Here is a 13,143-nt window from a genome sequence, read left to right as displayed (position 1 = left end):
GGCTTGTGTCATGATGATCCGACCGCAGGTTAGTCGTCCTCTTCCTATATGAATAGATCTTCCGCGTTGCTCCTCGCTTTTGTCTTCCTCAGCGGCTGCCAGGCCTTGGCACCCGTTTCGTCGGACGGTACGCCGCCGGTCGAAGACAGCACTCCGGCCCCTGAAAAGCCCAAGGTTTACAGCTCATTCAGTGAAGAAACCATCTTCAGTCTGTTGAGCGCCGAACTGGCTGGCCAGCGCAATCGTTTCGACATTGCCCTGGACAACTACGTGACCCAGGCGATCAACACTCAGGATCCGGGCATCTCCGAGCGGGCATTCCGTATCGCCGAGTACTTGGGCGCCGATCAGGCTGCCCTGGACACTGCGTTGATCTGGGCGAAAAACGCGCCGCAAGACCTCGAGGCGCAACGGGCCGCTGCCGTGCAACTGGCTCGTGCCGGGCGTTATGACGACTCCATGGCCTATATGGAGAAGGTCCTGCAAGGCAAGGGCGACACGCATTTCGACTTCCTCGCCCTGTCTGCGGCCGATACCGACCAGGACACGCGCAACGGCTTGATGAAAAGTTTTGACCGTTTATTGCAGCGCCATCCGAACAACAGTCAGCTGATTTTCGGCAAAGCCTTGCTGATGCAACAGGACGGTGACGCCAAGGGTGCGCTGGGCCTGCTGGAAGACAATCCTCCGGACGAAGGCGAAATAGCACCGATTCTGTTGCGCGCACGCCTGCTGCAGACCCTCAGTCGTGGCGATGAAGCCTTGCCGCTGCTGCAAAAAAGCATCAAGAAATACCCGGACGACAAACGCCTGCGCCTGACTTATGCGCGCATGCTGGTTGAACAGGACCGCATGGACGACGCCAAAGCCGAGTTCTCGAGCCTGGTTCAGCAGTACCCCGAAGACGACGAACTGCGTTACTCCCTGGCATTGGTTTGCCTGGAAGCCAAGGCCTGGAAGGAGGCCAAGGGCTATCTGGAAGACCTGATTGCCCGGGAAAGCCACGTCGATTCGGCGCACTTGAACCTCGGTCGTATCGCAGAAGAGCGCAATGACCCTCAAGGCGCGCTGATCGAGTACGCCCAGGTCGGCCCGGGCAACGATTACCTGCCGGCGCAATTGCGTCAGGCCGATATCCTGATGAACAACGGCAAGACCGCCGAAGCCCAAAGCCGCTTGGCTGCGGAGCGCGATGAACAGCCCGATTACGCGATCCAGTTGTATTTGATCGAAGCCGAAACCTTGTCCGCCAATAAACAGCCCGACAAGGCCTGGAATGTATTGAAGCAAGCCTTGCAGCAATACCCGGATGATCTGAATCTGCTGTACACCCGCGCCATGCAAGCGGAAAAACGCAATGACCTGGCGCAGATGGAAAAAGACCTGCGCCTGATCATCAAGCGCGACCCGGACAACGCGATGGCGCTGAACGCCCTCGGTTACACCCTGTCCGACCGTACGACGCGCTACGCCGAAGCCAAGGCCTTGATCGAACAGGCGCACAAGATCAATCCGGAAGACCCGGCGGTACTCGACAGCCTCGGCTGGGTGAACTTCCGCATGGGCAACTTCGACGAAGCCGAACGCCTGCTGCGCCAGGCGCTGGAGCGCTTCCCCGATCAGGAAGTCGTCGCGCACCTGGGCGAAGTCCTGTGGGCCAATGGCAAGCAACGGGAAGCCAAACAAATCTGGAGCAAGTTCCTCAAGGAACAGCCCGACAGCCCCATCCTGCGCAGCACCATCAAGCGCCTGACCGGATCAGAGACTCTTTAAGATTATGTTTTTGCGCCACCTCATTGTTTTCAGCTTCATCGCCCTGCTCGCCGGTTGCGCGGGCTTCGGTGCCCGCGAATCGGTCCAGGGCAAAGGCAACCCGGCCCAATGGCGCGAGTACAAACAGCAACTGACCAGCCTCGACGGCTGGCAGATCAACGGCAAGATCGGCATTCGCGCCCCGAAAGACTCGGGCAGCGGCACGTTGTTCTGGCTGCAGCGACAGGATTACTACGACATTCGCCTCTCCGGCCCCCTGGGTCGCGGCGCAGCACGCCTGACCGGCCGCCCCGGCAAGGTCTCGCTGGAAGTCGCCAACCAGGGCCGCTATGAAGCGCCGACGCCTGAAGTGCTGGTCGAAGAACAACTGGGCTGGAAGTTACCGGTGTCCAATCTGGCCTGGTGGGTTCGCGGGCTCCCGGCTCCGGACAGCAAAAGCCGTCTGACACTGGATGCCGACAGCCGCCTGGCCAATCTTGAGCAGGATGGCTGGCAGGTCGAATACCTCAGCTATGCCGAGCAAAACGGCTTTTGGCTGCCCGAGCGGATCAAACTGCACGGCACCGACCTTGACGTCACGCTGGTGATCAAGGAATGGCAACCTCGCAAACTGGGGCAGTGAACATGACCGCTCCGCGCTTGACGCTGCCCTCCCCGGCCAAACTCAATCTGATGCTGCACATCCTCGGTCGCCGTGAAGACGGTTATCACGAGTTGCAGACTATTTTTCAGTTTCTCGATTACGGCGATGAAATCACGTTCGCCGTTCGTGATGACGGTGTCATTCGACTGCACACCGAATTCGATGGCGTTCCTCACGACAGCAATCTGATTGTTCGAGCTGCAAAAAAACTTCAGGAGCAATCCGGTTGTTCCCTCGGTATCGACATCTGGATCGAAAAAATTCTGCCCATGGGCGGTGGAATCGGTGGCGGCAGTTCAAATGCCGCGACGACTTTGCTCGGCCTCAATCATCTCTGGCAACTGGGTTGGGATGAGGATCGGTTGGCCTTGCTGGGCCTGACGCTTGGCGCGGACGTCCCGGTTTTCGTGCGTGGGCACGCGGCTTTTGCAGAAGGCGTGGGGGAGAAACTGACCCCTGTAGACCCCGAAGAACCGTGGTATCTCGTGCTTGTGCCGCAAGTCTCTGTAAGTACAGCAGAAATTTTTTCAGATCCGTTGTTGACACGTAACTCTTCTCCCATTAAAGTGCGCCCCGTTCCCAAGGGAAACAGTCGAAATGACTGCTTACCGGTGGTAGCAAGGCGTTACCCAGATGTACGTAACGCTTTGAATTTGTTAGGTAAATTTACCGAAGCAAAACTCACCGGAACTGGAAGTTGTGTGTTTGGGGGCTTCCCAAGCAAAGCTGAAGCTGATAAAGTCTCGGCCCTTCTTACAGAGACCCTTACAGGGTTTGTAGCAAAGGGAAGCAACGTTTCGATGTTGCATCGCAAGCTGCAAAGTCTGCTCTAAAAGGAATCGAGTACTGGGTACTCGTTGCAACAGATACAGGGGCGTCGCCAAGCGGTAAGGCAGCAGGTTTTGATCCTGCCATGCGTTGGTTCGAATCCAGCCGCCCCTGCCATTTTCTATACTCATCCAGGTTACCCTCAGCCTCTAGGTACTGCGCGTGTCCAAGATGATGGTCTTTACGGGGAACGCTAACCCCGATCTGGCTCGGCGTGTTGTACGTCAGCTGCATATCCCTCTCGGTGACATCTCTGTCGGTAAGTTCTCCGACGGCGAAATTACCGCCGAGATCAATGAAAACGTCCGCGGTAAAGATGTCTTCATTATTCAGCCGACTTGCGCTCCGACTAACGATAACCTGATGGAACTGGTAGTGATGGCTGATGCCTTCCGCCGCTCCTCGGCTACTCGTATCACTGCTGTTATTCCTTACTTTGGTTATGCCCGTCAGGATCGCCGTCCGCGTTCCGCACGTGTGGCTATCAGCGCGAAAGTCGTTGCTGACATGCTTACCGTAGTCGGCATCGACCGTGTTCTCACGGTTGATCTGCATGCTGACCAAATCCAGGGTTTCTTCGATATTCCGGTAGATAACATCTACGGCTCCCCGGTATTGGTGGATGACATTGAAGATCAGCGCTTCGAAAACCTGATGATCGTGTCCCCGGACATTGGCGGCGTCGTGCGTGCACGTGCTGTTGCCAAATCCCTGGGCGTGGATCTCGGGATCATCGACAAACGCCGTGAGAAAGCCAATCACTCTGAAGTGATGCATATCATCGGTGATGTCGAAGGGCGTACCTGTATTCTGGTCGATGACATGGTCGATACCGCCGGCACTCTGTGCCACGCGGCCAAGGCCCTGAAAGAGCATGGCGCTGCCAAGGTTTTCGCCTACTGCACACACCCTGTGCTGTCCGGTCGGGCGATCGAAAACATCGAAAACTCAATGCTGGACGAACTGGTGGTGACTAACACCATCCCGTTGTCCGCTGCTGCTCAAGCCTGCTCGCGTATCCGTCAACTGGATATCGCGCCGGTAGTTGCCGAAGCGGTTCGCCGCATCAGCAACGAAGAATCGATCAGCGCGATGTTCCGTTAAGGGCCCTGCCCTTCTCGAATATTTCGTTGACGAAAAGCGCCCCGCCCCGGCATTCCTGTCGGGGCGGGGCTTTTTTGCCCATATCGCCTTTAGCGCTGGTCGCAAACGCTGGGGCGAATGTGGTTATTTTGGAGATACAACATGAACGAATTTACTCTGAATGCTGAAGTGCGTTCCGACCTGGGGAAAGGTGCGAGCCGCCGCCTGCGTCGTCTCGCAAGCCTGGTACCTGCTGTAGTTTACGGTGGCGAAAAAGCCCCTGAATCCATCAGCATGCTGGCTAAAGAAGTTGCCAAACTGCTCGAAAACGAAGCGGCTTACAGCCACATCATCGAGCTGAACGTTGGCGGCACCAAGCAAAACGTAATCATCAAAGCTCTGCAGCGTCACCCGGCCAAAGGCCACGTGATGCACGCTGACTTCGTACGCGTTGTAGCTGGCCAGAAACTGACCGCTATCGTGCCTGTACACTTTGTTGGTGAAGAAGCGCCGATCAAGAAAGGCGGCGAAGTTTCGCACGTTATTGCTGAAATCGAAGTTTCGTGCCTGCCGAAAGACCTGCCTGAATTCATCGAAGTCGACCTGGCTAACGCCGAAATCGGCTCGATCATTCACCTGTCTGACCTCAAAGCCCCTAAAGGCGTTGAGTTTGTTGCTCTGGTACACGGTGATGACAAGGCTGTTGCCAACGTCCACGCTCCACGTGTTGCTCCAGAAGCTACTGAAGAAGGCGCAGCAGAGTAATTTCACTCTGTTCGCCGGAGTGACCGGAAACATCGCGGACTAGAGCGTAGCGAGAAAGCGGGCGAGAACGCGGAGTTTACATAATGGTAAATGAGCACTTGTCGTCCACTTTCGCCGCACACACCTGTCGCGGCGATGTTATCCACCACTCCAAGGAAGGGCCCCTATCGTGACTGCCATCAAACTGATCGTTGGCCTGGGAAATCCAGGCGCTGAATACGAACAGACCCGGCATAACGCAGGGGCCCTTTTTGTTGAGCGCATCGCGAACGCACAAGGCGTAAACCTTGTGGCGGATCGTAAATATTTCGGCCTGACCGGGCGCTTTTCGCATCAAGGTCAGGATGTTCGTCTGCTGATTCCCACCACCTACATGAACCGCAGCGGCCAGGCCGTCGCGGCACTTGCCGGCTTCTTCCGCATTACGCCTGAAGAAATCCTGGTGGCGCATGACGAACTCGACCTGCCACCCGGCGTTGCCAAGCTCAAACAGGGCGGCGGCCATGGCGGTCACAACGGGTTGCGCGACATCATCGCGCAACTGGGCAATCAGAATACCTTTCACCGCTTGCGGCTTGGCATTGGCCACCCGGGCGTTGCCAGTATGGTTTCAAATTTCGTCCTGGGTCGTGCGCCACGCGCCGAACAGGAAAAACTCGATGCCAGCATCGACTTTGCCCTCGGCGTGCTGCCGGATATCCTCGCCGGGGAATGGAACCGCGCGATGAAAAACCTGCACAGCCAGAAGGCCTGACTCACTCCTCGGGGAAAACACCATGGGATTCAATTGCGGCATCGTCGGCCTGCCTAACGTCGGCAAGTCCACCCTATTCAACGCCCTGACCAAATCCGGGATCGCGGCCGAGAACTTCCCCTTCTGCACCATCGAGCCGAATACCGGTATCGTGCCGATGCCGGATCCACGTCTGGAAGCCCTGGCGGCCATCGTCAATCCAAAGCGCATCCTGCCGACCACCATGGAATTCGTCGACATCGCAGGCCTGGTAGCCGGCGCCTCGAAAGGTGAAGGCCTGGGCAACAAGTTCCTCGCCAACATCCGTGAAACCGATGCCATCGCGCACGTAGTCCGCTGTTTCGAAGACGAGAACGTGATTCACGTCTCCAACAGCGTCGACCCGAAACGCGACATCGAAATCATCGACCTGGAACTGATCTTTGCCGACCTCGACAGCTGCGAGAAGCAACTGCAGAAAGTCGCCCGCAACGCCAAGGGTGGTGACAAGGACGCCGTGGTCCAGAAAGGCCTGCTGGAGCAATTGATCGCTCACTTCACCCTCGGCAAGCCTGCCCGTACGCTGATGAAGAACATGGGCGCCGACGACAAAGCGGTGATTCGTGGCTTCCACTTGCTGACCACCAAGCCGGTCATGTACATCGCCAACGTCGCTGAAGACGGTTTCGAGAACAACCCGCTGCTGGACATCGTCAAAGCCATCGCCGAAGAAGAAGGCGCCATGGTGGTTCCGGTCTGCAACAAGATCGAAGCCGAAATCGCCGAACTGGAAGACGGCGAAGAGAAAGACATGTTCCTCGAAGCCCTGGGCCTAGAAGAACCTGGCCTGAACCGCGTCATCCGCGCTGGCTACGAAATGCTGCACCTGCAGACTTACTTCACCGCCGGTGTCGAAGAAGTCCGCGCCTGGACCGTCCGCGTAGGTGCCACAGCACCGCAAGCCGCTGGCGTGATCCACACCGACTTCGAGAAAGGCTTCATCCGCGCCGAAGTCATCGCCTACGACGACTTCATCCAGTACAAGGGCGAAGCCGGCACCAAAGAAGCCGGTAAATGGCGTCTGGAAGGCAAGGACTACATCGTTAAAGACGGCGACGTGATGCACTTCCGTTTTAACGTGTAACTTTATTTAGAACGAAGCACCCGCCCAGGAAAAAGCCGCGTTTAGACGCGGCTTTTTTGTGCCTCAAATTCCTGTAGGAGCAAAGCTTGCTCGCGATGAACGATAACGCGGTGCTTCTGGTAAATCTCGTAACGGCCATCGCGAGCAAGCTTTGCTCCTACAGAGCGGTGAGCTAACAGGCCTTTTTGGTTCTTGGCAGGAAGATCGCCAGCACACCGAACAACGGCAGGAACGAACACAGCAAGTACACGTATTCGATACCGTGTATGTCCGCCAAATGCCCGAGCAACGCTGCACCAATCCCACCAAAGCCGAACATCAATCCGAAGAACACCCCGGCAATCATCCCGACATTGCCCGGCACCAGTTCTTGCGCATACACCACGATTGCCGAGAATGCTGACGCCAGGATGAAACCGATCACGACGCTGAGAATGCTGGTCCAGAACAGGTCGACATGAGGCAGGATCAGGGTGAACGGCGCTACGCCGAGGATCGAGAACCAGATCACCGCCTTACGCCCGATCTTGTCGCCGATCGGTCCACCGAAGAAGGTCCCCGCCGCTACCGCGCCGAGAAACAGGAACAGGTGCAACTGCGAACTCGCTACCGACAGGTCGAATTTCTCGATCAGGTAAAAGGTGAAATAACTGGTGAAGCTGGCCATGTAGAAATACTTGGAGAACACCAGCAACCCGAGAACCACCAGTGCACTGATCACGCGGTTCTTCGACAAGCCATGCGTCGCCGCCTGGCCTTGCTTGAGTTTGAACAGGCTCAAGTGATTGGCGTACCAGCGGCTGATCCGATAAAGCACGAACAGCGCAAACACCGCGAACAGTCCGAACCAGGCCACATGGCCCTGACCGAATGGAATGATGATCGCGGCGGCGAGCAACGGACCGAAGGCCGAACCGGCATTACCACCCACCTGAAAGGTCGATTGCGCCAGGCCAAATCGCCCGCCCGAGGCCAGTCGCGCCACGCGAGAAGCCTCCGGGTGAAAGGTCGAGGAGCCGATACCGATCAACCCTGCCGCCAGCAAAATCAACGGGAAGGTGCCGACCACCGACATCATCAAAATGCCAATCAAGGTGCAAACCGTCCCGGCGGGCAGCAGCCAGGGTTTGGGGTGCCGATCGGTGTAGTAACCGACCCACGGCTGCAACAGCGAAGCCGTCAGCTGGAACGTCAAAGTGATCAGGCCAACCTGGGTGAACGTCAGGCCATAGTTGGCCTTGAGCATCGGATAGATCGACGGCAGCACCGACTGGATCAAGTCGTTGATCAAATGCGCCAGCGCCACGGCGCCGATAATGCGCATGACCAAAGGGCTGCTTTGTGAAGTCGCGGATGCCGGCTGCGCGCCGGTCTGGACATTGCTGATAGCCATAAGAGTTTCCGTACAACAGATGGGTGCACACGGGCAGGTGCGTCAATGTGCCATTTTTCAGTGCAGCAGCGCCATCCCCTTAGCCTGCTAACGACCTCGATTTTCATCGCTGAAAAGGTGATAGCGCAACGCCATGGTCTGAATCTTGCCTTGGTAATCCGCTTCAACGCGGCCCCTTACAAAGGGACCGAGAATGGGAAGTTTCGCTACAGAGTCGGCCTACAGAGCTGACGAGGGTGAACTTTCGAGGCCTTTTAGAAGGGCACAGGTCGCGACCGCAACGGTTGCGACGCACGCCAATGGTGCGTGGTGTCCAGAGGAGTTTTGGGGCATGCAGGCTTTTTTATCACCGGGGATCGGGTTGCTGGGGCGTTTTGGCTTCGCACGCAAATTTCAGCTGTTGTTTCTACTGTTTATCCTGCCGTTGACGGGCAGCCTGTGGATGATCGGTCAGGACTATCGCGACAAACTGAACCTGATCTCCGGCGAACGTGCCGGGGTTCGGCAACTGCTCGCCCTCGATGCTCTGGATAACCTGCTCGCCGCTCAGCGTGACCGCGCGGCTCGCTGGCGCGCCACGGAAACCAATCGCCAGCCGACACCCGCGACGATCGCGGCGATGGCGGCTTTCGATACGGTTCAGCCAGCCGTCGCCCAAGCCACCTCGGACCTCGGCAACGCACTGCAAACCGAAGGCGCCGAGGGCGAAACCCTGACCCGATATCAAGCCCTGCAAACCGCCCTCAACGGCCTGGACTCAAAAAGCCTGAGCAGCGTCGGTTGGTGGCCGGACGGTTACGATCGTTTCACCAATGCCTTGAGTGCCCTGCAAGCCTTGCGCGAGCAGATCGCCATGGATAATCGCCTGACGTTGGCGCCGTGGCTGGAAACCTATTTGCTGACGCAGATCTCCACGCAGCACGCGCCAGACCTGATTGAACGCGTCGGCCGTCTCGCCAGCGTTGGCCAGGCCTCTGTAGTGTCCGGGCAATTCACCCTGCAAAGCCGTCTGCAACTGCGCGACTTGCGCAGCCGCATCGGCGATGCCCGGGAGCAGTTGGTCAAAACAGCGAACCTGCTGGAAGCGCGGCTGCCCAGCGCGTTGCAAACCTGGGCCGGGCAATACCATGACAGCCTCAAGCACCTGGACGCCGAGCTGAAAGTCCTCGATGACGGCGTGTTCGGCGGCAGCATCAAGCTCAAGCCGGAAGAGTTCGAACGCAGCCTCGACCCCCTGCTCGCCGACCTCGCTTCGTTGCGTCAGCAGTCGTTGGTGTCGCTGGATCAGCGCCTGGACTATTACCACGGTTCTGCCATTCGCCAGTTCATCCTGGTAGCGAGCATTTTTGGCTGCCTGTTGCTGGCCGCGCTGTACCTGTTCATCTGCTTGCAGGCCTCGATCCGTCGTAGCGCCAGCGGCATTACCCTGCTGGCCGAAGCCTTGCGCGACGGCAATCTGAGCCTGCAAGTACCGGTAGAGGGCCGCGATGAACTGGCCGCCATCAGCACCGCCCTCAACGTCGCGGTGGTGCAACTGCGCAACAGTTTGCTGGGGGTCGATCATGAAACCTTGCAGCTGAGCAACGCGGTTCGCACCCTCAACCATCACTCCAGCGGTGCCCTTGGGGAAGTCGAAGCCCAGCAGTTGCAGATCAGCCAGATCGCCGCGGCAGCCACGCAATTGGCCGCGACCTCCCAAGGGGTCGCCCAGAGTTGCGAACAGGCCTCCGGCAGCGCTCAGCACACCCAGCGCATCGCCGCTGACAGCAGCCGTGACAGCCAGCGCACGACGGCGAGCATTCAGCAACTCAATCAGCGCTTGAACGACACCGCTGCAGCACTGGGCCGGGTCAGTGAACAAGGGCAGCAGATTCAGTTGGTGGTGGATACCATTCGCGGCGTTGCCGAGCAGACGAATCTATTGGCACTTAACGCCGCCATCGAGGCCGCTCGCGCGGGCGAGCAAGGTCGTGGCTTTGCGGTGGTGGCCGATGAAGTGCGCAGCCTGTCGCAACGCACCCAGTCCTCCACCGCGCAGATTGCCGGCACTGTCGACAGCCTGCGCAGCACCGTAAACGAAGCGGTGAGCCTGATGGAAGCCGCTTGCGGCCAGGCTCAGTCCGACGCCCAGGCCGTCACTGGCCTCGGCGAACGCCTGGGGGAAATTGCCAGTGCCGTGCAGAGCGTCACCGACACCCTGGCGCAGATCGCCACCGCGGTCGACGAGCAAGCGACCACCGCCGACGAGGTCAGCGGCAATATCCAGCAAGTCGATCAGGCCGCGGTACGCTTGCTCGAAGGCGCGCGAGCGGTGAACCTGGCAGCGGACACCTTGAGCCAGGGCAGCAAGGCCTTGAGTGCCAATACCGGGAGATTTCAGCTCAGTTGATGCCCTCTCCTGACCCGTTTTTTCGGGTCAGGCGGATAAGCGGTTGAAAGCGTAGAGAAATATTTTAGATTTACGCTTGACACATCTCTGTTACGAGCCAATAATGCGCGCCACTTGGCTACATAGCTCAGTTGGTTAGAGCATAGCATTCATAATGCTGGGGTCCGGGGTTCAAGTCCCTGTGTAGCCACCAAGTACTAAAAACGGCTTACCGAAAGGTAGGCCGTTTTTTTATGCCTCAAGAAAAGTGCTCTGGCCCACAGGGCGGTTAATGCCCACTCTTCGCGGTTCTCTCCTACAGTTAATGCCAAAGCTTGAACGCAGAGAGACCTAGCCTATGTACTGGGGCCTGGACGAGATCATTCTGTTTTTCATCGTGGTCGCCATCTTCTGCGTGGTGCTGGAACTCGCTTTTCGTCTCGGCCGTCATCATCGAACCCACAGCAATGATTCGACCCGCTCCCACCTCACCGTTTTGCAGACCGCCCTCCTCGGTCTGCTCGCGTTGTTGTTGGGTTTCAACTTCGCCATGGCCACCTCACGTTTCGAAGCGCGCAAGACACTGATTCAGGATGAAGTCACGGTGATCGGCTCGACCTATCTGCGAGCGAAATTGCTGCCGCCTGATCTGCGCGGAAAGATGTCGGCGATGCTCAAGGATTATGTCTCGGCGCGGATTGAATTCATGCGCGCCGGCATGGACGAGAAACTGTTGAAGGCCGCCAGCGAATCGTCGCGGACGATCGAGGACCAGTTATGGAATCTGGCTGCGGCCGCCGAGGCTCAGGGCGAAGCGACAGCCGCCATGAACCTGGTGATCCAGTCGTTGACCGACGTCTACAACGTCAATGAAAAGCGCCGCGCCGAGCAGGACGATCATGTCCCGGCAACCGTCATCAATCTGCTGTTCGTCGTGGCCATCGGTGCGTTGGGTTTCATCGCTTACAGCTATGGCCTGGGCCACCGTCGACGGCACGGCTCGACGGCCATCTTCGCGATCCTGATTGCCATGGTCTTCACCATCACCCTCGACCTGGATCAACCCCGCAGCGGCTTCATCCGCGCCGGCGAAGAAAGCATGCTGCGGTTGCAGGAAGATTTGAACCGCATGAGTTCGGGCAACGAGAGGCCACGTCCGCGCAAATCACGTCAGGAACGGATTGCCGGCAATGCTGACAACGCCCGCTCCCAAATCTGCCAGGTGCGCAGCCAGACCATCGCCTGCCAGTCGCTGTCGGCGGGATAGAACTGCTCCACCAGATTCAGTTTGATCCCGCGCCCCACTGCATCACTCGGATTGCCATACAGGTGCAGCCAGTGATCATCGCGCAGATGACGATGAACGTCGGCGCCGGGATACGTCCCGCACTCGATCACAAACGGCATCAACCGCACGTGCGGCAACGCATTGATCAACGCCTGCGAGGTGTAGCCGGTAGCAGTGGCAGCAACGCCGGTTTCGCTCAGCGTGTCGGCGCCTGTGTGCAAGGTATAGAGCCAGGGACCATAAATCGCCTGCGCATCCGCAAGCGCTGGGTACGCCGACTCGGTAATGGTCAGCAACATCGGATGACCGTACTCCCCTGCCCCGGTGTGCAAGTCGAAACACATGGCCACTTCGGCATGGGAAACATGCTTTTGAATGATCTGATGCAACGTGCGATTCGACCAGCTCGGCGCCAGCCCGCCGTAGAACAAACCATCGGGATAACGGTGCTGGCCACCCTCGACAATCGACATCACAGCTGGCCAACCGTGTTCGGCGATTTGCTCATCGAGCAAGGCATCGGCGCGATCACGTTCCGGGCCCTGCAACTGCGTGCAGGCATAGATTTCATGCAGCGCTGCGTAGGCTTGATTATCGGGCAATGCATGCTCGAAGTTCAGGTGATTGCGGTTCAGGTCGATGTTGTCTTCGTTGACCCGACGCAGCCACGCAGTGCCCCACGGATTGATCAGGTGGATCATCACCACCGCGACATCGGCCGGCAGCGAACGCTTGCCCAACGCCTGCAACCACTTGATCTGACATCCCGAACCATAGAAGCCTTCGACGCCATGAGTGCCACTCAGCGCAATCAGCAAACGCTTCGCGCGCGGATCACCCAGCACGGCCACATCGGTGCTCAACGGCTCACCGAACGGCCCTTTGAGTGGATGCGGGTACTCGGTCAGCGTCGCACCGGCCGCGGTCGCGGCGGCCAGGAATTGATCACGCTGGGTGCGGTAACTCGGCTGGGTGGGGAACTCGGTCTGCATGTCTGCCTCTTGTTGATCTTCTGGCCAGTCTGTTGCCCTCGACCCTACAGAAAATCCGCGGACTCATGAAGGGCAAAAGTGTCTTTGCTGTAGGCGCTGGTTTGCGTCACTTCCTTTCGGCCGATAAAGTCCC

General features: G+C 58.2%; 11 protein-coding genes and 2 tRNA genes. 11 read left to right on the top strand and 2 right to left on the bottom strand.

Annotated features, from left to right (window positions below; genetic code table 11):
- Positions 1-48 precede the first annotated feature (48 nt).
- The 8 genes from DFS28_RS20875 (at position 49) to ychF (ending at position 6,969) form a co-directional block, all read left to right on the top strand.
- Positions 49-1,773, top strand: a complete 1,725-nt coding sequence (locus tag DFS28_RS20875) for a tetratricopeptide repeat protein (protein ID WP_111451267.1) — start codon at positions 49-51, stop codon at positions 1,771-1,773.
- Between the two features lie 4 nt (positions 1,774-1,777).
- Positions 1,778-2,395 carry a lipoprotein insertase outer membrane protein LolB gene (gene lolB / locus DFS28_RS20870; RefSeq protein WP_111451266.1) on the top strand — a complete coding sequence of 206 codons (618 nt, stop codon included), beginning with the start codon at positions 1,778-1,780 and terminating at the stop codon, positions 2,393-2,395.
- A 2-nt stretch (positions 2,396-2,397) separates the two neighbouring features.
- On the top strand, positions 2,398-3,249 hold the full coding sequence (ispE, locus tag DFS28_RS20865; protein ID WP_111451265.1) for a 4-(cytidine 5'-diphospho)-2-C-methyl-D-erythritol kinase: 852 nt from the start codon (positions 2,398-2,400) through the stop codon (positions 3,247-3,249).
- Between the two features lie 37 nt (positions 3,250-3,286).
- Positions 3,287-3,361: transfer RNA gene (locus DFS28_RS20860), tRNA-Gln, on the top strand.
- Between the two features lie 45 nt (positions 3,362-3,406).
- On the top strand, positions 3,407-4,348 hold the full coding sequence (locus tag DFS28_RS20855) for a ribose-phosphate pyrophosphokinase (RefSeq protein ID WP_003208392.1): 942 nt from the start codon (positions 3,407-3,409) through the stop codon (positions 4,346-4,348).
- A 141-nt stretch (positions 4,349-4,489) separates the two neighbouring features.
- Positions 4,490-5,092 (top strand): 50S ribosomal protein L25/general stress protein Ctc, encoded by a 603-nt coding sequence (locus DFS28_RS20850; protein ID WP_111451264.1) that lies wholly within the window; start codon positions 4,490-4,492, stop codon positions 5,090-5,092.
- Positions 5,093-5,261: 169 nt separating this feature from the next.
- The gene (pth, locus tag DFS28_RS20845; RefSeq protein ID WP_111451263.1) at positions 5,262-5,846 is read left to right on the top strand and encodes an aminoacyl-tRNA hydrolase; all 585 of its coding nucleotides are present in this window, start codon (positions 5,262-5,264) and stop codon (positions 5,844-5,846) included.
- A gap of 22 nt (positions 5,847-5,868) precedes the next feature.
- A complete protein-coding gene (gene ychF, locus DFS28_RS20840) occupies positions 5,869-6,969 on the top strand; it encodes a redox-regulated ATPase YchF (protein WP_008011955.1) in 1,101 nt (366 codons plus the stop codon).
- A gap of 172 nt (positions 6,970-7,141) precedes the next feature.
- Here the strand turns inward: ychF and DFS28_RS20835 are convergent, their stop codons facing one another.
- Positions 7,142-8,362 (bottom strand): MFS transporter, encoded by a 1,221-nt coding sequence (locus DFS28_RS20835; protein ID WP_111451262.1) that lies wholly within the window; start codon positions 8,360-8,362, stop codon positions 7,142-7,144.
- 331 nt (positions 8,363-8,693) lie between these two features.
- On the opposite strand from DFS28_RS20835, the gene DFS28_RS20825 reads away from it, so the two are divergent.
- The 3 genes from DFS28_RS20825 (at position 8,694) to DFS28_RS20815 (ending at position 11,997) form a co-directional block, all read left to right on the top strand.
- On the top strand, positions 8,694-10,751 hold the full coding sequence (locus DFS28_RS20825) for a methyl-accepting chemotaxis protein (RefSeq protein WP_111451260.1): 2,058 nt from the start codon (positions 8,694-8,696) through the stop codon (positions 10,749-10,751).
- Between the two features lie 116 nt (positions 10,752-10,867).
- Positions 10,868-10,944: transfer RNA gene (locus tag DFS28_RS20820), tRNA-Met, on the top strand.
- A 144-nt stretch (positions 10,945-11,088) separates the two neighbouring features.
- Complete coding sequence (locus DFS28_RS20815) at positions 11,089-11,997, top strand: hypothetical protein (RefSeq protein ID WP_111451259.1); 909 nt, start codon at positions 11,089-11,091, stop codon at positions 11,995-11,997.
- Here the strand turns inward: DFS28_RS20815 and DFS28_RS20810 are convergent.
- Positions 11,901-13,010 carry a DUF2817 domain-containing protein gene (locus DFS28_RS20810; RefSeq protein WP_111451258.1) on the bottom strand — a complete coding sequence of 370 codons (1,110 nt, stop codon included), beginning with the start codon at positions 13,008-13,010 and terminating at the stop codon, positions 11,901-11,903. The genes DFS28_RS20815 and DFS28_RS20810 overlap by 97 nt on opposite strands.
- Between the last annotated feature and the right edge of the window lie 133 nt (positions 13,011-13,143).

The organism is Pseudomonas sp. 478 (genome assembly GCF_003254125.1).
Lineage (GTDB): Bacteria > Pseudomonadota > Gammaproteobacteria > Pseudomonadales > Pseudomonadaceae > Aquipseudomonas.
Note: the sequence above shows the minus strand (reverse complement) of the source record. Positions and strands in the feature narration are given on the sequence as shown.